This is a genomic window from Sporosarcina sp. P25 (assembly GCF_002743235.1).
GTDB lineage: Bacteria > Bacillota > Bacilli > Bacillales_A > Planococcaceae > Sporosarcina > Sporosarcina ureae_B.
The window spans coordinates 80,573-99,780 of sequence record NZ_PDYV01000005.1 but is presented as its reverse complement, the minus strand read 5'-3'; the positions used below and the strand labels follow the sequence as shown (position 1 = coordinate 99,780).

18 protein-coding genes and 1 riboswitch are annotated in these 19,208 nt (G+C 39.2%); of the genes, 3 read left to right on the top strand and 15 right to left on the bottom strand.

Translation table 11 applies throughout. The features are described from left to right. Positions 1 to 33: 33 nt before the first annotated feature. On the top strand, positions 34 to 660 hold the full coding sequence (locus CSV70_RS06560; RefSeq protein ID WP_099627103.1) for a nitroreductase family protein: 627 nt from the start codon (positions 34 to 36) through the stop codon (positions 658 to 660). A gap of 149 nt (positions 661 to 809) precedes the next feature. On the opposite strand, the gene thiD is transcribed toward CSV70_RS06560, so the two are convergent. The 4 genes from thiD to CSV70_RS06540 form a co-directional block, all read right to left on the bottom strand. Further along, positions 810 to 1,649: a bifunctional hydroxymethylpyrimidine kinase/phosphomethylpyrimidine kinase gene (gene thiD / locus CSV70_RS06555; RefSeq protein WP_099628739.1), complete on the bottom strand. Its 840-nt coding sequence runs from the start codon at positions 1,647 to 1,649 to the stop codon at positions 810 to 812. 185 nt (positions 1,650 to 1,834) lie between these two features. Further along, positions 1,835 to 3,181, bottom strand: a complete 1,347-nt coding sequence (locus tag CSV70_RS06550; RefSeq protein ID WP_085131299.1) for a dihydrolipoyl dehydrogenase family protein — start codon at positions 3,179 to 3,181, stop codon at positions 1,835 to 1,837. Between the two features lie 168 nt (positions 3,182 to 3,349). Next, positions 3,350 to 3,730 (bottom strand): DUF3887 domain-containing protein, encoded by a 381-nt coding sequence (locus CSV70_RS06545; RefSeq protein ID WP_099628738.1) that lies wholly within the window; start codon positions 3,728 to 3,730, stop codon positions 3,350 to 3,352. A 108-nt stretch (positions 3,731 to 3,838) separates the two neighbouring features. Further along, positions 3,839 to 4,432 carry a class I SAM-dependent methyltransferase gene (locus tag CSV70_RS06540; protein WP_099628737.1) on the bottom strand — a complete coding sequence of 198 codons (594 nt, stop codon included), beginning with the start codon at positions 4,430 to 4,432 and terminating at the stop codon, positions 3,839 to 3,841. Between the two features lie 142 nt (positions 4,433 to 4,574). Here CSV70_RS06540 and CSV70_RS06535 point away from each other — a divergent pair, with 142 nt between their 5' ends. Further along, positions 4,575 to 4,967: a hypothetical protein gene (locus CSV70_RS06535; RefSeq protein ID WP_099628736.1), complete on the top strand. Its 393-nt coding sequence runs from the start codon at positions 4,575 to 4,577 to the stop codon at positions 4,965 to 4,967. Between the two features lie 29 nt (positions 4,968 to 4,996). Here the strand turns inward: CSV70_RS06535 and CSV70_RS06530 are convergent, their stop codons facing one another. From CSV70_RS06530 to CSV70_RS06495, 8 genes are all read right to left on the bottom strand, one after another. Further along, complete coding sequence (locus tag CSV70_RS06530) at positions 4,997 to 5,323, bottom strand: monothiol bacilliredoxin BrxC family protein (protein ID WP_085131303.1); 327 nt, start codon at positions 5,321 to 5,323, stop codon at positions 4,997 to 4,999. Between the two features lie 164 nt (positions 5,324 to 5,487). Then, positions 5,488 to 5,709: a small, acid-soluble spore protein tlp gene (locus CSV70_RS06525; RefSeq protein ID WP_085131304.1), complete on the bottom strand. Its 222-nt coding sequence runs from the start codon at positions 5,707 to 5,709 to the stop codon at positions 5,488 to 5,490. A 92-nt stretch (positions 5,710 to 5,801) separates the two neighbouring features. Next, positions 5,802 to 7,808: an acyltransferase family protein gene (locus CSV70_RS06520; RefSeq protein ID WP_099628735.1), complete on the bottom strand. Its 2,007-nt coding sequence runs from the start codon at positions 7,806 to 7,808 to the stop codon at positions 5,802 to 5,804. Between the two features lie 236 nt (positions 7,809 to 8,044). Then, entirely contained in the window at positions 8,045 to 11,224 is a 3,180-nt protein-coding gene (locus CSV70_RS06515; protein WP_085131306.1) for a hypothetical protein, read from the bottom strand. Positions 11,225 to 11,646: 422 nt separating this feature from the next. Further along, positions 11,647 to 12,174 (bottom strand): D-glycero-alpha-D-manno-heptose-1,7-bisphosphate 7-phosphatase, encoded by a 528-nt coding sequence (locus CSV70_RS06510; RefSeq protein WP_085131307.1) that lies wholly within the window; start codon positions 12,172 to 12,174, stop codon positions 11,647 to 11,649. Positions 12,175 to 12,465: 291 nt separating this feature from the next. Next, on the bottom strand, positions 12,466 to 12,981 hold the full coding sequence (locus CSV70_RS06505; protein WP_099627095.1) for a QueT transporter family protein: 516 nt from the start codon (positions 12,979 to 12,981) through the stop codon (positions 12,466 to 12,468). Between the two features lie 154 nt (positions 12,982 to 13,135). Then, positions 13,136 to 13,891, bottom strand: a complete 756-nt coding sequence (locus CSV70_RS06500) for a 3-oxoacyl-ACP reductase (protein WP_099628734.1) — start codon at positions 13,889 to 13,891, stop codon at positions 13,136 to 13,138. A 55-nt stretch (positions 13,892 to 13,946) separates the two neighbouring features. After that, positions 13,947 to 14,168: a DUF2829 domain-containing protein gene (locus tag CSV70_RS06495; RefSeq protein WP_099661073.1), complete on the bottom strand. Its 222-nt coding sequence runs from the start codon at positions 14,166 to 14,168 to the stop codon at positions 13,947 to 13,949. Positions 14,169 to 14,380: 212 nt separating this feature from the next. After that, positions 14,381 to 14,480, top strand: a riboswitch (purine riboswitch). Positions 14,481 to 14,532: 52 nt separating this feature from the next. On the opposite strand from CSV70_RS06495, the gene CSV70_RS06490 reads away from it, so the two are divergent. Further along, the gene (locus tag CSV70_RS06490) at positions 14,533 to 15,696 is read left to right on the top strand and encodes an MFS transporter (RefSeq protein WP_099628733.1); all 1,164 of its coding nucleotides are present in this window, start codon (positions 14,533 to 14,535) and stop codon (positions 15,694 to 15,696) included. Positions 15,697 to 15,808: 112 nt separating this feature from the next. Here CSV70_RS06490 and CSV70_RS06485 read toward each other — a convergent pair whose 3' ends face one another. From CSV70_RS06485 to ctaG, 3 genes are all read right to left on the bottom strand, one after another. Beyond that, positions 15,809 to 17,386, bottom strand: coding sequence for an IS1182 family transposase (locus tag CSV70_RS06485; protein WP_099661180.1), 1,578 nt, complete (start codon positions 17,384 to 17,386; stop codon positions 15,809 to 15,811). Positions 17,387 to 17,643: 257 nt separating this feature from the next. Beyond that, positions 17,644 to 18,105, bottom strand: coding sequence for a DUF420 domain-containing protein (locus CSV70_RS06480; RefSeq protein ID WP_099628671.1), 462 nt, complete (start codon positions 18,103 to 18,105; stop codon positions 17,644 to 17,646). Between the two features lie 25 nt (positions 18,106 to 18,130). Continuing rightward, positions 18,131 to 19,054, bottom strand: coding sequence for a cytochrome c oxidase assembly factor CtaG (gene ctaG / locus CSV70_RS06475; protein ID WP_085133137.1), 924 nt, complete (start codon positions 19,052 to 19,054; stop codon positions 18,131 to 18,133). Positions 19,055 to 19,208 lie beyond the last annotated feature (154 nt).

The window sequence follows — 19,208 nt, the reverse complement described above, 5'->3', positions numbered from 1 at the left end:
AGTTGTCAATATATTTTAAGGGAGTTTGTCATTATGTCACAAAATTACGAAGAATTACTAGAAGTGATGCATGCACGGAAATCTGTTAGAAAGTTCGATCCGAACTATACAATCGATAAAAACGATATTACGTCTATGCTGGAGGAGGCGATTTCCGCTCCTTCCTCAAGCAACTTACAGCCATGGCGTTTTCTTGTTATACAAGATCAAGAGTTAAAAAAGAAAATCAATCGCTTTTCATTCAATCAAGAACAAATCGAAACTGCATCCGCTATTATCGCCGTCATCGGTGATACAGAAATGTACCACAACATTGATGAGATCTATCTTTCCAATTTAGCTGCAGGAAATATAGATGAAGAGAATGTGCAGATTCAGATTCAAAATGCTAAAGCAGCTTATCCGAATGCTCCACTTGAAGTGAGACGTAATATCGCGACGTTTGATGCGGGTTTAGTTTCTATGCAGCTCATGTTGATCGCTAAGGCAAGAGGGTTCGATACTGTACCGATGGGTGGGTTTGATAAGCAACAATTTGCTGAGTCATTTGAACTTGAGTCACGCTACGAGCCACTAGTACTGATCGCGCTTGGAAAAGCTGCTTCACCTGCTTACGGTTCTACGCGTCTTCCTATTGATGCGATTACTACTTATTTGTAATAGCGTTGGATATGGGGTTTTTGTTCCGAAGCGTATCAATGGGAACTTTAATCCGCAATCACTATACAATGTTCAATATTAAAATTAATCGATGCAAAAGAGGATGTTATAGAAGTGTTACTACTTCTATAACATCCTCTTATTTACGCTCACTCCTGAACGCAAGCTCGCTCAATAGTTACCGTACAACTCATCTCGTCGTACTTACCATACGCCGCGTGATAGGTTGACCCCACACCTTGTTTGAATGTCAGGGAATGGCGAATGCCTGCCGTAATGAACTTCTTCGCTTCAATCACGGCAGCTTGCACCGTTTGTCCCTTTGCCAAACCTGCCACAATGGCAGCAGAGTAACTGCAACCTGCACCATTCGTATTCAGCGTATCAATTCTTGGAGCTTCGAGTAGGTAAAACTGTTCGCCGTCATACAACACATCCACTGCCGGTCCATCCAACCTTCCACCTTTCACTAATACGAACTTCGGTCCAAATTCAAATAACCGACGTGCAGCCTCTTTTAAATCCACTACAGATGTCAACTCCATTCCACCCAATAAGTAAGAAGCTTCAGGCATATTTGGCGTAATAATCGTGGCAAGAGGAATCAATTGATTTTGCATCGCTTTCATTGCATCGTCTTTCAATAACGCAGAGCCCATCTTTCCGATCATCACTGGATCTACTACTATATGTTGAATGTCCGATTGCTGAATCCATTTCGTTACATTGAGAATAATTTCTTTTGTAAACAACATACCCGTCTTCATTGCATCTATACCGATATCTTCTTCTATCGTCACCAATTGCGCTTCGATCGCTTCCCAAGATTGAGGAAATATACTTTGTCCAGTACGTGGGTTTCTTGCCACAATCGCTGTGACTGCTGTTGTACCGAATACATCAAACTCCTGGAATGTTTTCAAATCTGCTTGGATTCCTGCTCCTCCACGTGCAGCAGAACCAGCGATAGTTAATGCCCGCTTGATCATCGTCTCTTTTCCTCCCGTCTACTATATAATTCATTAGGTTTTTATTTATTATCGGTATCATTCTACAGGATAACGTGGCGAGGTTTGAAGAGTCAATTTCATAGTACATTACAAAATATTCGTCTATTTACTGCCGAATAAAAACTCTCTATCCAATTATCAGATAGAGAGCTTTTACGATTAACTTACAACATATACGAAATATCAGAAGCTACTGTGGGATATGCGAATGGCATTTGCTTTAATTCGATGAGCGGAATTTGGAATCGAATAGCCATCGCGAAGAGATTAATCAGTTCATCGGCTCCTCCACCTAAGAAATGTGCACCGAGTACAACATCTTTCTCTTGGTCGATAATTACTTTAAATGCCGCTGCCCCTTCATTTGTCTGTTTATATGTGAACCACTCGGTGGTATCTTGTGATTTTACATATATTTTTAAACCGGAGTTTTTTGCCTCTTGTTCGCTCATTCCAACCGATGATAATTTGGGGACAGTGTATACAATAGATGGGATGACTGGATAATCTGCCGTTTTATTATTCCCTTTTAGAAGATTCGAAGCGACAACATGTGATTCCGTTGTTGCGACGGGTGTCAAAGGAGGCGCGTCACTTGAAGCGACATCTCCAGCTGCATATACATGTGGATTACTGACACTCTGCATGTATTCATTGACACATACGCCTTGCTTATCACGCTGTACATTTCCTTTTTCTAAATCAATATCCAATGCAGGTGTGCGTCCTGCCCCATGTACAACAAGATCTGCTTTCCACTCTACTTGACGATTCATTTGTTCCCCTTTAACTACAAATGAATCGCCACACTTTTCAATTCCGTTTACGGGTGTGTTCACATGCACATGAACACCAATTTCTTCAGTACGTTCAATCAGCTTTTTTACCAAATCTTGATCAAAATGTTTGAGAGCGTTTTCACTTCTATGCAGAATATGCACTTCCGATCCTGCCCTCGCGGCAAGATGCGCAAATTCGAATGAAATAAATCCTCCACCTATAAAAATAATCTTTTTGGGAAGTGACTCTAATTCCATGAACTCATCGCTCAGCGTCAAATATTCTTCACCTTCGATATTCAATTTCACAGGTTCTGCACCTGAAGCTATTAAAATATATTTCCCTTTTAATACTTCCGAGCAGACTTTCAACTCGTTTTCACTTTGAAAGACCGCCTTGCCGTGATACATGTCAATTCCTAATTTCTCATATTTTTCTTCCGTATCTTTAGGTATTGACCGAGTAAACGTTCGTTTGAATTCCATTAATTCTGGCCAATTGATTTTGCTATCTTCTTCAATTCCTTTTCCATGCATCCGTTCATTCCAGTCAATGAGTTCAGCAGCCTCTACCAATACTTTCTTTGGATCACAACCTCGCTGAGAACATGTCCCCCCTAATGGACGATCATCGATAATGGCAACGCTCCAGCCTTCTTTCTTGCATTTTGTTGCTGCAATAGAACCTGCACTGCCTGTTCCAATCACAAGCAAATCATATTCTTTGACCATACTCCATCTCCTCCAACTGTTCTTGCTCATTCTGTAATCAATTACCCTTTATTGACCTGTATCACACTTGGAAAACAGCATACATTTTCGCAATAGGGCCACCGTCAGGATAAGGGCTACCAAAAGCGACGGTCTGCATCCCGTCGCCTGTTCTTTCAATTGCTTTCATTATTTCACGAAAAACCCTGCGATTCGTTGCTGTTCATCCAATGTAATCGTGTATACCCTATTATCTTCTTTGTACTTAGTAGCAATCGTTGCAACAAAGTATTGCTCTTTTTTAGCGACAGACTCTTTTTCAAAGCTAACGAATTCACCAGATTCTTTTACAATGTTTGACACATCTTGTAATTGCTCGACGGTCAACGCATCTTTCATCGTTGCATCAAACATTGAACGCATTTCATCAAACTTCTCTTCATTGAATAACATGATCGTTTCTTTTGATTTCTTAATATACTCTTCAGCAGCAGATTCATCGACCTTATTCTTTCCACATGCAGCGAGTAGGAATACCGTTGCTAGGGCGAGTATAATTAGTTTTTTCATTCTCTCACTTCCTTCCTTTTAGCTTCAATACAGGCAATAGCAACCGTAGAACATTCGTTGTGTAGCCATTTGATTTAGCCGTGTATGTGCGAATCATCTCGAAAGTAACTACTTCTTTTTTTTACATTTAATAGATAAAAACAAACCACCATAGAGTGATTCAATTTCTTCTACACATATACCAGAGTCATAAACCACTGAAAGAGTATCTCGATTTAATTGGCAACCATCGCAGATTTTTCCCCATAATGGGTTTAATACATCTTGTGCTTTTGCAAGAGTAGGCTGCTTCATTTTGACATGTTCGAAAAATAAAATCGTGGCATCCTGCTTGCTCACACGTTGGATTTCTTTTAATGCACGTAGTGGATCTGGTATTGTACAAAATACTAAGGTTGAGATTATCGTGTCAAATGAGTTATCCGCAAATGGTAATATTTCTGCATTTGCCTCATATAAAGTAATGGGCACATGCGCACTGCGCCCTCTTCTCATCGCCCTACTACTCATCTCCGGATTCGGTTCAATCGCTGTTACGTGGCTTGCCTGTCGATAATAGGGAAAATTGATACCGGTACCCGAACCGATCTCCAGCACATTCCCTCGTGCATTCCGGATTATTTCCGTTCGAACTTTTTTAAATCGAGTTGCTTCAAGTGGTTTCATGGCCATGTCATATATTTTCGGAAATAAACTTCCCATTATAAGATCTCCTTTTGCTACTTACTAATTTTCTATAAGCAGTCGTTACAGCTTCATTTAACTGAACAATTTAATTTCACGTATTAGTAAATACATAATAGATAGAGAGCAAACGTACTATATGTAAAGGAGCTGATTATGGATGGGAGCAAGATGGATTAAAGCAGCAGTTATCTATTTCTTAATTGGCGTGGGCTTTGGACTATATATGCACGCTACGATTCAACTTCAATGGGGCGCAACGCATGCACATATTAATGTGGTCGGGTGGCTCACGACGGCTATGATTGGAGTAATTTATACCATCTATCCTCAAGCAGGTAACAGTATACTAGGCAAATCGCACTTTTGGCTTTATAACATCGGATTACCTGTATTATTAATAGGCATGTTAATCATACAGCCAGCACTCGGCCTGCCCATGATCTTGATTCAAATCTGTGTGTGGGGTGGCGGCAGCGCATTAGCGATTTCCATTCTATTATTTATCGTCAATGTATTTAAAAACGTCCATGCACCTTTTCGGATGTCTTAAGAAATACTAATTTGAAATTTATCCGTTTCTTAGACGTATTCTTTTATTGCATCCAATAAAATTTGTTCTTTGATTTGATAATGAGTAGCTTGCCAGATAGCTCGTTTATCTTTTAAAATCAATAATTGGGGAACTTCGTGCGCAACACTTAAATCTGATTCAATGGCCGCCGAAAGCTTTCTACTCACTTGTGTAATGACGATATAAATAGGCAATTCCGTGCGAAGTCCATCCAATTCTTTTTTAGCTGCTAAACTACTAACAGATGTCATGCTTGATTTAAATAAAAGGAATGGTTGCTCATCCGACTTTTCAAGCAGTTCCCGCCACTCATCAACCTTTTTTATTCTTTTCATTTTTTATTCTCCCCTTATATAGAAAATCCCTAAAATATTGTAGATGTTTCTATTCTATACAGCGCACTGAACTGATTCCTCTTTTTTGCTTATATATACCATGACAAACAACTAAAACCCCCACTGTTAGAAGTGAGGGCCAACCTTTTTTCGCATTGACTTATTTATAAATAACCATTGATACGCGACTTATCTTCTTCACTAATTTCTTCTTTTAAATCTTCGATACTTTCTGCTCTGCGTTCATTTTTCTTTTTGATCTGTTCGAACTCTTTACCTTCTGCAAACTTCATTGCATCTTCTGCTGCTTCCATATTACTGATCGTCTTATTCAATCGTTCTTTGTTGTCTGCAGAATCATTCGGTTTTGGATAGTTCTTCGCCATCATATACACTCCTTCTTGAAGTTTTCTTTCTACATGATAGCTTTCCCATATCTATATGAACTATACAAAATCCATGACAAACCGATTACTCATCATTGCGCATGTTTTTTTCCTAAGTTATCGAATGCTTGCTGCAAAGGCACTTTTAATGCAGGTGCTAACGTTTTTGCATATTCTGCAGTAATATGATTATCATCACGATAGACAATGATATTTCCAATGATAGGATAACAAGTCGTTTCATCACAAAAAGAGTCTGTTAAGTCTGCGAAAAATACATTCGATGGAATACCTTCTGTCACTTCCCACGGATTTTCCTTCGCAATGGCTTGATCTCTTGGCACGGAACACTCCAACGGATCGTCTGCTTGTTCAAGGCAAACAGGAATGATTTCTTGCATACGAGGATTATCCCGTATCGCAAAAATTGTAGTAATTCCTTCAAGTCTTTTCCACTGATTCACAAATCCTCGAGGTACTTTTGGATGTTTATTCACTGTCGCTGTTGTGAAAACCAAATCAGGTGGATTTTCTATTAACGTATCAATTAAATTACTATTCCAGGGAATGCAAGCTTTCGTTAAGTTTCCCTTGGGGTCTTCGTCTGTAAAACGACAACCATCATGACTATATAAATCAATTTTAAAATTCATTTCTTCCGCTAATTCTATTAAAGCCGGGAACCAATGACCTGAGTGTGAACCACCAACGAGCGCCAACGTGAAATCAAAACCTTCCAATACACCATAAGAACATTTTCTGACTTCCGTTAGATTAGCGGACTGGCATTCCAAATCATTATAAAATACCGGAAGATCTGTTTTGATTTCTGAAGGTGACGGGATCGGTTCTACATAGGATACGCTTTTCATATTATAATCTTTTGATTGAGCACCAGGGTAATCTTGTTCATGGACAATATCCGAATTAGCAGTCGCCTTTTCAATATAAGCAGAAATAGAAAATATTGAACTACATGCAAGTACTACCATAGTTGACAATACGACGAGTAGTTTCCCTTTCTTCTGATTCCCACCTATTTTTTGAACAGTTTTTTCTAATAATTTGGTAGAAATCATGGACAACACAAAGGTCGCCATCAATAGTAATATCCCATCTCCTATAGGCACTGTTTCTGTTTCCATATACGTACGATAGAAAATCAGCAACGGCCAATGCCATAAATATACACCATATGTAAGACTCCCTAGATAAATCAGAGGCTTTGTCGATAAAAATCGATTTACACCATATATTGTGATACTTTCCGAGGCAATTAATATTAGTAGTACTCCACTAATAGGAATCAATGCCAAATATCCAGGGAATACAGTTGATACTGGAAATGAAAATCCAGTAAGTCCGATAATTGCTAGACCAACCCATCCTAAGACTACGCTTAATCTTTTATTGAAAAATAAGTATGGCGATAGTAAAGCAAAAATGCCACCAATACTAAATTCCCATATCCGTGTGAATGTATTGAAGTATGCAAAAGGCTGGTTAACATTTGTTTGATAGACGGAAAAAGCCAATGAACATATAAACACGATGATAAGCGAACTAAGTAATGTCTTGTATACTGGTGTTTTCAAAAGCTTTCGTGCGATATAATAAATAGACGTAAATAGAACAGGCCAGATAAAATAAAATTGACCTTGCACACTAAGTGACCAAAAATGTTGAAATGGAGTAGGTATATTATCTTGCGCCAAATAGTCAACAGAATCGAATGCTAGCCGCCAGTTTTCAAAATAAAATGTGGAAGCCATCATATGCGTTATTATTTCTCCCCATTCAAACTTGGGCAGAAGAATGACAGCAAAAATTCCAGTGAAAATCAAGACTACTGTCGCTTGGGGTAATAACCTTCTCGCTAAGTTCAGAAAATACTCGATAAAATTTACTGATCCTGTTCGTTCTATACGCGAGATGATGGATAACGTCATCAAATAACCTGAAATAACGAAGAACACATCGATTCCACCAGACACTCTACCAAACCATATATGATAAATTGCGATCAATAATGTTGCTACCGTTCGTACCCCTTCTATCTCGGGTCTAAATCTTTTATTAGGTAACTTTAGATCCGACATAACTTCCTCCGTTAAATAGACTCTTTTAATTTTAAATGCATTCCATACTATATCATAAAACTATAGAAACGTTCAGTTATTTTCAGCTCATATTATGTAATTTTGACAAGTAGTAGAGTAGGTGTTTTTGAATATTTCATTTGAAAATACCTATATGTTCTTGCCAATCTAATTTCCCTATACGAAAAAGAACAGAAATCTCTATGGAGACTTCTGTTCTTTTTCTAACTTTTATTTCACTTCGCTTTAAATGCCTCTTGCAAATAATAATAAGACTTCTTCAATCGTTCTTCATACATAGGAACTTGCCAATTATCCCATGTATAACTTTTCATTGGATCCAACTTCATGTCATGTAGCTGAGGAAATGACTCCAGTACTTGGCCATCTTCTGATGTTAAAACGGCTCCGATAAATAGTTCATCGATGTTAATGCTTGTTCTGGTACCATCAGCCAACAAATTCTCGATAAACTCTTTTCTACTTGGATCCATCGCTTGTAACAACATCCACGGAATACGTAGCTCCAACATGCCATCACGCATATGGTAATCTGCCAACGAATCATACTCAGTTGAGTCAGGATCTCCATTTCCTTCTCGAAGTTTTCCCGTTTCATATGAACTGAATGGAATCGTGCGTTTTTCGTTCGCCACAAAGTATTTTCGATTTAACGCGTACTGCATCGGAATGAATTGGTTCGTTTGATCTTTCATTTCCTTTTTCGGAATATATCCTACATCCTTACCGTAATCATGGTGGAATAGATCATAATGCGGGTCAATCAACATTCTTGATTGGGCACCGTTAATTTTAGCAATGAATTCCAGTCCATTAGTGAATTGAAGATCTTCAATTCTACTAGCACGTGTATTCCCACGTCCTGGCACCGTATCAAAGAGAATATTCACTACGTCAGTTTCACCTATTTTGGATTCATCGTAATCTATCCGAATATACAAGAAGGTTTCGTCATGATCTACATACATTTTTTCAAGCGTACCTTGCTTGTTCTTATACAACGGTTCTCCTGTCCATTCCTCTTCATGTCCCGCCACTTTTATTTTCAACGGATCAAAGCTGAGCAGACCGAACTTTTGTTCATTCGTTTGTGTGTTAGACCAGTAAGGACGACGATCTGGATTATCATATTCTGCCGTGTTCCATGTTCGTTTAAACCACTCATCTTGCCATGAAAATACTAGTGCGCCCATTAAATTCTCTTGCAATATATCTTCATATAAATGCGTCAATATTTCTCCTTGCTGGTCCTCTGATATAAATCCTTGATTCCAGCCAAATGGATTTTCATGCGCTTTTCCTCTAGAAGCAGGAATCCCAAATTCTGAAATTAGAATCGGTATTCGATGTGCTTCGTGCAAATCTTTTAAATAGCCAGCGTAGTTATTCTTCTGGCCTCTGAAATCTATAAACTCACGATATTTTTTCTCATAGTTTAAAAAATCCGGATAGTATGGATACACATGATACGAAGCAAATTGACCAGCCTTGTCCATTTCCCCCTTAGTGTAGAGGAGATTTGGATCAACAGATACGATATCTTCTTGATTTGAAGAATCAGATGGGTGTGTCAGCAAATCAGTCGTGACCCAATTGACGAAGCTCATCGGTCGAATCTGCTGGTAGTTACTCACTTCATGCGAGACGAGAATATCCATTTGTTCCGCCAGCCAATATTCAAATGCAGCGGCGCCTTTTGTTTCAAAATACTTCCCATTGTATTCTCCTAAATCAGCATGTAACTTATTCGTGTTCTCCACCATGAATGGATACCATTCAATGCCAATCATCCATGCTGTGACCCATTGGGAAATATCCGCATCGTATACGCCGGATGCATGACCTGGACGCGGTGGTACAGTAGCATTTCCATGAATGACATCGACAAGTTGGACCATTTCTTTTTGGAAGTCTTTCAAGTTCTCTTTCTCAAAGGCATCTAATGACTCTTCCAGTTTTTCTTCATTGATCCAGACACCATGCATGACATATATAGGTGTATCATGTACATCATTATACGCTTTTAATGCGTGATAAAAATCAGGTGGATGAAGCGTATAAACGCGAATAGTATTAGCGTTCATCTCGCCAATCGCTTCGAACCACTTATAATACTCTTCTTCTGTAATGGCAGCTTCGCCAGGAAATGCTCCTGGTTTCCCCATTCCAATATTCACACCTTTGACAATCATCGGAGTCCATTTGCCATCGGTTAGAACTTCCAAATGATTACCATTCATTCGTGAATTCATTTGTACTCCTTCTTGCTTTGGCTTCTTCTCATCCATTGCCTCTACTTGTCCGAACTGTGCAAGCGCTCCCTGCATCATCGGTACATAAGCAGACCAGAAAAATGCTTTCTCAGAAGATCTTTGAATAGCTTTATAGACGTTCGCTATTCCTTTTACTTGATATATAGAAGGAACATTTTCCATACTACTGAAATCACCAGAAAAATACATGCTTTCGGAAACGCCGGATGTATGACGAATTACCGCATCGAATTGAGTAGGGATTCCTTTCTTATCTAACATCTTTTTTCCTTTTTCAGTAAGATTCCAATCATATACCGCTAATGATTCGCCTTGCTCCGCCGTAACGATATCGAACCAGGAATGAAAGCGATGTGAACCCTTGACATTTAATCGTTTCGTACCGTTGTCCGTAAATGTTAGCTGAATATCATCAGTTGAAAGCTCTTCATTTTTTCTCAATACAAGAACTTCCCCTGAAGTATCATTCATTAACACAAAACCAGGTCCACTATATGTCCACTGTGCTGATTGTTTAGGAAGAATTTTTTCCATCTCTGCATTCTTTTGTGGATCCAGTTCTTCCATATAACGACCTCTCCAACCAGAGAACTTCAAGCCCATTCGATCTTCGACACGTGTACGTACTTTTTCTGAAGTAGGTGCAGAAAATGAATTATACTCCGCTATCAACATGGAAGGCTTCTTCGAATTAAGTCTTTTCACTATTCGTTGCCACTCTATTTCTTTTAGTCCGCCATGATTTTCTTCGTATGTAGCGAGCGCAGAATTTTTCGTATCTAATTCATTTTCATCAAAACTGGCTGTATTTGCCAAGTAAATAATATCTTTCTTCCCATAATCTTGTGGTAGTGGATTCAACTCGGAAATACCTTTTCCTTCTACTGCTGTGTATCCGCCATAATAGTCCCGCGCAGGATCAAATGGTTTGTTATGCGAAGCTTTTACTTTTGAATAGTTTAATACCCAGCTAACCCCAAGATGTTTTGTATGTAAATTTTCTACTGCTGATTTATCTATAATAGCCACTTTCATCGGTTGATTGTCCTTCAAAAACCATAATCCTACAGGTACAATGAGTAAAAATACTATAATCATCACAAATACTACTAACTTCCTCATAAGCAGCCCCTTTCACTAGTACACATGTATTCTATTGTCTCTATAATAGTTCTAATCAATTATGTATATCGTACAAAATAAGAGTAATTAGCACCACTTCCGTATTATTTCTAACAATTATAGCATATTATAATACTTTATCACTAGTATTATTCTATAGAATTATAATGTTAAAAGCTTGAACGTTGACACGGAATTTATATATGCTGATTTGTAAAGAAGACGATGATGCCAGATAATAAAATGCTTCAAATATCAATATCTTTGGAGCATTTATTACCGGCATTCGGAGCTAGTGTAATAGCAATCAATTGGCTATCGATGTGATTTTGCGGATTGCACTAGGGCTCGTCACTCTACCGATTGTCCACCTACATATGTAAAGCTTGACCAACTAGTTGAGAAGTATAGTTTCTTTACATTCACTTCGCCATATCGTCTATGATCCAGGGAACGGCATGAAGTAAATCTGGAAATACTGCATCGGCTATTGGATCTGTTGTACCTAGGAAGACGGTCTTAGTTCCTGCTCTTTTTCCGGCAATAATGTCAGTATCCGTATCGCCTATCATATAAGATGTGGACAAGTTTACATTATAGTTCATGGCAAGATTTTCTATTAGCTTACTATGTGGCTTACGGCAATCACAACCAGACTTCGGCTTATGCGGACAATAAGCGACTTTGTCAATTATGGCACCTTCCTTTGCAAGCTCTGCAATCATATGATGATGAATGGATTTCAATGTAGATTCTTTCATGTAACCAAGACCAACACCGCCTTGATTCGTCACAACAAATATGTAATCAAATACTTGATTCAATTGCTTAATCGCCTCTGCTACTCCAGGCAAAAAATATAATTGGTTAGGTTCATTCACAAATTTCACACGATGCGTTAACACTTCATTGATCACACCATCTCGATCCAGAAATACAGCATTTTTCATAATGGCTTTCCTCCCAAAAAATTATCTTATTACTTTCATATTGTCCTCATTGCATGCATTTAAACGTAATGACACATCCATTTCGCTAATAAATCTAGTCAAGCAAGATGATTGGGGTCTCACGAAATAACAATTAACATAACTTGTATAGTGATTTACAACGAACTCCGAATTGTTTTGTGAACTGTAATTACTTATGAGGTGACGCGTAGACGTGGTAATCTCACGGAAATTTGATTTTAAAATGATAAAGAGAGCATATTCACAAAATCTGCGAATATGCTCTCTCTTTTATTTGGACAAATCTATTTTCTTATTCAACGAATATATAATAATCCCGCCAATTGTCATGGATAATAACTCACCGATTCCCGCTGTCAGCCAAGTAGCCCAGAATGGGAAACCTAGTAAAATTGTCAATTGAGCAGCAATGGCGCACATGGACAATGCAAAAACAATAGCAGTGATGACCATTTTGACGATATCATTTTTAATTTTCTTTGTCAGTGCACGACATACTAATAATGCGACTAACGTAGCCATAGAACCAATCGGCACATCCAGTATCCAAGTGGGGGACATAAAGTTTGCGAACATGACACCTAGCGTGACACCAATCACGTATCGTTTATTATACAAAGCTAGGTAATTGAACATCTCTGACAAACGCAATTGGATTGCGCCAAAACTGATAACTGCAAATACAAACGTCACCGCCACATACAAAGCTGCAACGAGAGCTGTTTTTGTCAGTTCATTCACCGTACTTTTACTCTTAGGTGAATCTTTTACATAAGACATACTCATTTTATTTTCTCCTTTATGAAATAGCCTAGTTGCTATTCCAGTAATAACTACGACCAAAGGAAGAAAGAGCCTATCGCTCAATCAAAAGTGCCGTAGTGCAAACAGAATTTGCTTGCTTCGGTATTATAACAGAGTTCACTATAATACAAAAGCTTTATTTCGCAATCCAGCCGCCGTCAATTGGAATAACCGCTCCATGGATATAATCAGCTGCGGTACTGGCTAAATATAAAGTTAGGTTCGCCACTTCACTCGGCTGTGCCCAGCGCCCTGCAGGTGTTTCCTCTGCTACCCACTTTGCCATTTCACCGTCTCCTGCAAAATCCGCTTGATTCATCGGTGTCTGAATCGCTCCTGGTGCAATCGCATTCGCACGAATCCCCTCACGGCAGTAATCCATGTCCAGTTGTTTCGTATACCCGACAATAGCATGTTTGGATGCAGTATAGGCTGCCCCGCCACCACCTGCCACAAGGCCCGCAATGGATGCCATATTGATAATAATACCTGACTTATGAGCGATCATCTGTGGCAATATTTCATTTGTCATCAAATATGTACCTTTCACATTCGTGTCCATGATTTTTCCCCAAAGTGCTTCGTCGGTATCCAGTGTTTTTGCAAAACCGTCAAGCACCCCTGCTGTGTTTAATAATATATCTATTGTACCAAACACGTTACATGCTTCCTGAACAGCCCGTGTTACATCTTCCTTTACACTGACACTACCAATCGCATAGGCGAACTGTAACGGATACTCTTTTTGTAATGTCGGGAGATTTCCTTCTTGTATATCAAACGCAAAGACATTTGCTCCATTTTCTAAAAATGCTATAGCTTGTGCTCGTCCAATACCTGAAGCTGCTCCAGTCACTAGAACTGTCTTCCCTGTATATTCTTCAAATTTCATAATATCCTCCTATATAAAAAAGCCCATGATGGCTCATGAGCTTCGATTCAATGTATTATTCTACGATTACCCAATCTTCCGCCAGTAAGTCACAAACAGTTGGTATGAACATGGTGTACCCTTCACCGGTTACGTCAATCACGAAATAAGGGTTTAACTTTTTGCCGTCCTGCTCGCTCTCTCCTACTAACTTCACGTATAATTCCGCTCCGCCCCAGTTACTACGGATGACTTTCTCTCCATCCTTCAAACGTGGCAATATTTCTTCAAATGTCATGTATATCCATCCTTTATCACTGTAATGATTCGCACAAGTTTATCGGGAAAAGTATACTTGATTATGAGGACTTTTACAACTTGAGACCATTAAAACCATGCTACTAGGCAGAACGAAAGTAATTTCTATATCGATTAATAAAATCTGTTTTTCAGGTTACTCACTGTCCAGCTTGCCATATTTCACATTCCATGATAAATTGAACAATAGAAAATTTCATTACGGAATCAACATGTATAACCTCGATAATATGGTTCGAGGGTCTCTACCAGGAACCGTTAAATCCTGATTACAAAGTAATTTTTGTAATCAGGATTTTTCTATTCAAAAAAACAGTGTAGAGACACTGGTAGGAGGAATTGTTTTGGATTTACGTGTTTTATTATTGGCAGTGTCTGCTATTACGGTGGGACTGGTAGAATTGGTGGTCGGCGGGATTTTGCCTGTCATTGCCGATGATCTGAATGTTTCAATCGCAACAGCCGGACAACTAATTACAGTATTCGCTCTCGTGTACGCGGTAGCAGGACCCGTGTTATTGTCACTGACCGCAAAAGTAGAGCGCAAGAAATTATATTTAATCACACTTTTTGTATTTTTAGTTGGAAACGTTCTGACCTATTTTAGTCCGACTTTCGGTTTAATGATGGCAGCCCGTATTTTGACAGCTGCCAGTGCAGCACTCGTCATTGTTCTATCACTAACGATTACAGCGCGTATGGTCGAGCCTAGAGTACGGGCAAAGTCACTTGGCTATATTTATATGGGAATCAGTTCTTCACTTGTACTAGGTGTACCGATTGGGATTGTCATAACAAATGCTTTTGGATGGCGAACTGTATTCCTAGGTATTTCAATTTTGACGGTTGGTTCGATTGTATTGATCGCCAAGTTCCTTGAGAAGATTCCCACTGGCGAAGTGCAGCCGCTTTCTGTTCAAATTAAAGCATTGGCAAATAAAAAGATCTTCTTTGCTCATATGGCAACGATGTTCATGCTGGCTGGTCATTACACAGTGTATGCATATTTCACACCATTCCTGGAGACCACGATGCAACTGAGTCCCTATTGGATTAGTGTGTTCTACTTCCTGTTTGGATTAGCTGCAGTTGCTGGCGGAGCATTCGGTGGCGGACTGGCAACACGTCTTGGTTCCAAGAAAAGCATTTTAATTATTTTGGGTGCGTTCGCTATCAGTTTATTCGCCCTGCCTTACTCTACATTTTCAATTCCATTATTCATCATCTTCATGATGGTTTGGGGCGGATTGAGTTGGGCATTGGCACCTGCGCAACAGGAATATATTATTCAAAGTGATCCGGTTACATCAGACGTGCACCAGAGTTTTAATAACTCGGCTCTGCAAGTCGGAATCGCACTTGGTTCCGGTGTCGGTGGTATCGTGTTCAGCCAGACGGGTGCTGTGACGAACATGCCGGCGGTTGGTGGTGTACTGGTCATCATCGCATTCATTTGTGCGGCTATCTCGTTATCGATGACTATAAAGACTCGTCAGGCAACCGTATAATCAGGTAGAATAGAGGCTGGGACATAACTAGCCAGAAGTGAGCCAAAAAAGGGTTCGATCATCGGTTTTTGATGATTGAACCCTTTTTGTATAGAAATCCTTGTATGATTTCCTATATGTTTACCTCCCTGGCAGTGTACTTTCTCAAGTTCACTGCCAGTAAACCGAAGGCTAATTCATTTTTCACCTTTTCCATTCCCCTTACAGAGAAACGAGTGAACCCTAAATTAGCCTTCAGGAATCCAAAAACTGGCTCTACGTCAATCTTGCGGTTGCCGTAAATTTCACCTGTTTTCGTATCTGAAAGCTTTTCTCGGATATATTCTTTTTGCTGTTCCCACTTTTCATTCACATACAGCTTCCTATTGTTCTCTTCTTTTGCTTTGGTACAGAAAGAACGCAATGGGCAGCTTGAACAATCCTCACATTCGTATACTTTCATGGTCCGTGTGAATTGATAACGATCCGTCCGATTGGAAAGGTAGCGGAACACGAGTTTTCTGTCATTTGGGCAAGTAAAGGTATCCGTAGTTTCGTCATATGCCCAATTCGCTGTATTGAAAGGGTCGGTTTTGTACTTCTTTTTCTTTTCTTTGCGATATTGGATATAGGTAATAAGCGGAACGCGCTTTCGATTTTCGATGACATCTCCGTAATTCTGTTCACTTCCATAACCGGCATCCGCGACAATATACTGTGGCAGATCAAAAAAGTCTTGTTCAATAGTATCTAAGAACGGAATGAGTGTACGCGTATCGGTGGGATTTGGATACACGTCAAAAGCGAGGGTATATTGCCCTTCGGTCGCAATCTGCACATTATATCCCGGTTTCAGTTGCCCATTTTTCATATAATCATCTTTCATCCGCATAAAGGTCGCATCGTGGTCCGTCTTCGAGTAGCTGTTACGATGGCCAAAGATCTTCATATCGTGTTGATATTTCTGCTTTCGAGCCAAGAAGTCTTGAAATTGTTTACGGTATTGTTTGGGTTCCTTTCGTAGCGAGCGAATTTGTTTACGTTCCTCTACATCTTCGCTAGCGTTAATCTTTTCTGTATATGTTTGGATGGTTTCATCTAGCTTCTCTACTACTTTAGAAAGTTCCGCGGTAGATAGTTCATCAAGACTTTCCCGTTCGATTTCAGGGATAATCTCTTTTTCTAACAGCTCTTCATACATCTGACTGGATCTTTCTACAAGACCCGAACTATACCGTTCCACGGACTTGCGCCAGACAAATGTAAATTTGTTCGCATTCGCCTCAATCTTCGTTCCATCAATAAAAATGGCTTCTTCATCAATTAGCTGTTTTTGTACCAGCTGGCAACGAAATTGCACGAAGCACTGACGTAATAATTCTTTCACATTAGGATCTACGCGAAAACGATTAATTGTGCGATAGCTTGGTTCATAACCTTGGGCGAGCCACATCATGCGAAGGCTGTCTTTTAACAGTCCCTCTATTTTTCTACCCGAAAAAACAGACTGTGTATAGGCACACAAAATGATCTTTAACATCATACGTGGATGATAAGATGGGCAACCTGTCCCATGCGAAAAACTGTCAAAAGCCTCTTTAGGAATGCTTTCGACTAGATCGTGCACAGCGTAAGCAATATCATGTTCTTGTAAGCTAATTTCTAAATCCAAAGGTAAAATCAGTTGATTCATGTTATAATCTTTAAACATAAGGATACCTCCGATACTTTTTGTTGTGGTGACTAAATTTTATCAGAAGGTATCCTTTTTTTCTTCCTAAAACATAAAAATCCAATACAAAAAAAGAACGGACCCGACAAGTTTCATAGGGTTCGTTCTTTTTCAATTAGAGGAGGGTTTTGTCCCAGCCTCTTTTGTATTATAGTATGCGCAGTGCATTCGCTATCTATAAAAAGACTGAAGCTTGACCATAGAACTATGGTCAAGCTTCAGTTTTAAATGAAATATTAAATACCAAGAATCGCTTTAAATACCGAAGTAGTTTCTCCACCTTTATAAAAAACATACAGTAGCAAGTACACAGCGACTCCTGTAATGGCTGTGAAGAACCAGATAACACTCGCAACAGGGCCGATTTTACGATGGCGTACAAGATTGTTCTTCAAGCCCGCATTGATCGTAATGACTCCTAATACGGCCCCTGTCGTTGCTAATATAATGTGGAAAATTAAAAACACTGTATAATAAATTTTTAACTCATCTGGTCCACCAAAAGCTGTATTTCCTATCAATACTGTTCTAGAGATATAAATGATTAAAAATAATACTGCAAACACAGCTGCCGCGATCATGGTTTTTTTGTGTGCTTCTATTTTTCTTTGCCGTATTAAATTCCAACCAATCGCGACCAGAATAGCAGAGAAGATGATGAAAATTGTGCTAATGGTCGGTAATAGTGGTAGTCCCATCCTTTGCTAACTCCTTTTTTCTCAATCAGCCATGCATAGTTAAGTTATGACGTTCGAGTAAATCTTGTCTTGTAATTTCATCCGCATTATCTTTTTCATACTGTGACCAGCTTAAGAAAATACGACCAATAATAACAACATAGACGATTTCTTGGATAACTTTCATCAATATTCCACCTAATTGCTGATCATACAGTGTAGGCATATTTGTGAATAGTTCAGGTCCGGAAATGCCAAGACCTGACAGACCTGCTAACGTTCCGCTTGGCACACAAAGTGCCATAGCCTGTAGCCACGCTTCACCACTGCTGTATGTTTCGTATACAGGTACGTCCACGAAGATAATTAACGAACAAGCAGGTGTAATGAGCAATGCACTTAATATTACATACCCAATCTTTTTCAAACCGTGAAGTTGTGGCTGTCCTTTTACGGTATTCACTACTGGCCACCAGAGACAAATAGCAGAGAAGAAAAGGGTGATGGTGAAAATAGTGTGTAATGGTAAACTTAACTTCACCTGATCCAGAATGAGTGGATAATGATACATCGAGAACATAAAAGTAAACAACAACAAACTAACGAGCGGTTTAGTCAATAGCATAAATATTTTCTTGAAAATCGTGAATGATAATAGTCTTTCCCATACCCAGTTGGGTATACCGATTATGAAGAACGGTGCTACAATCAACAGCAATATAGCCATTTGAGCCATATGGACAGAAAATAAGATATGACCTATTAAATCCATGGGTGAACCTTTGACAATATACAGTAACACCATGGAAGTCAAAAAATACACGGCTTGCGTTTTCGTTAACGGTTGTGACCCCTCAAACCGATCCCGCCATTTAACTGTTACGAGATAATATAGAACGATTCCAAGTGCAATGGCTATTAAGAAATAAGGACTCCACAAAGCCCTAAAACCAAAAATACTTAACGGCAAAACAATCACTCTCCTTTAATAATTAATCCGCTAAATCTATTCTGTGTGTAATGCTGAGTTATTTACAATACATATTCGATCACAGCACAAAGTCGACGAAGTTCTTTCCTATGCCTATTATACGAGCATACGGTTCATAACTCAATGTACGAAC

Excerpts from the sequence above, each read along its gene's own strand:
- CSV70_RS06505 (WP_099627095.1), bottom strand. The coding sequence starts at position 12,981 with ATGAGTATGTCTTATGTAAAAGATTCACCTAAGAGTAAAAGTACGGTG.
- CSV70_RS06535 (WP_099628736.1), top strand. The coding sequence starts at position 4,575 with ATGGGAGCAAGATGGATTAAAGCAGCAGTTATCTATTTCTTAATTGGC.
- CSV70_RS06515 (WP_085131306.1), bottom strand. The coding sequence starts at position 11,224 with ATGAGGAAGTTAGTAGTATTTGTGATGATTATAGTATTTTTACTCATT.
- thiD (WP_099628739.1), bottom strand. The coding sequence starts at position 1,649 with ATGATCAAGCGGGCATTAACTATCGCTGGTTCTGCTGCACGTGGAGGA.
- CSV70_RS06510 (WP_085131307.1), bottom strand. The coding sequence starts at position 12,174 with ATGAAAAATGCTGTATTTCTGGATCGAGATGGTGTGATCAATGAAGTG.
- CSV70_RS06545 (WP_099628738.1), bottom strand. The coding sequence starts at position 3,730 with ATGAAAAAACTAATTATACTCGCCCTAGCAACGGTATTCCTACTCGCT.
- CSV70_RS06500 (WP_099628734.1), bottom strand. The coding sequence starts at position 13,891 with ATGAAATTTGAAGAATATACAGGGAAGACAGTTCTAGTGACTGGAGCA.
- CSV70_RS06495 (WP_099661073.1), bottom strand. The coding sequence starts at position 14,168 with ATGACATTTGAAGAAATATTGCCACGTTTGAAGGATGGAGAGAAAGTC.
- CSV70_RS06540 (WP_099628737.1), bottom strand. The coding sequence starts at position 4,432 with ATGGGAAGTTTATTTCCGAAAATATATGACATGGCCATGAAACCACTT.
- CSV70_RS06525 (WP_085131304.1), bottom strand. The coding sequence starts at position 5,709 with ATGGCGAAGAACTATCCAAAACCGAATGATTCTGCAGACAACAAAGAA.
- CSV70_RS06530 (WP_085131303.1), bottom strand. The coding sequence starts at position 5,323 with ATGAAAAGAATAAAAAAGGTTGATGAGTGGCGGGAACTGCTTGAAAAG.
- CSV70_RS06480 (WP_099628671.1), bottom strand. The coding sequence starts at position 18,105 with ATGGGACTACCACTATTACCGACCATTAGCACAATTTTCATCATCTTC.
- CSV70_RS06550 (WP_085131299.1), bottom strand. The coding sequence starts at position 3,181 with ATGGTCAAAGAATATGATTTGCTTGTGATTGGAACAGGCAGTGCAGGT.
- CSV70_RS06560 (WP_099627103.1), top strand. The coding sequence starts at position 34 with ATGTCACAAAATTACGAAGAATTACTAGAAGTGATGCATGCACGGAAA.
- CSV70_RS06485 (WP_099661180.1), bottom strand. The coding sequence starts at position 17,386 with ATGTTTAAAGATTATAACATGAATCAACTGATTTTACCTTTGGATTTA.
- CSV70_RS06520 (WP_099628735.1), bottom strand. The coding sequence starts at position 7,808 with ATGTCGGATCTAAAGTTACCTAATAAAAGATTTAGACCCGAGATAGAA.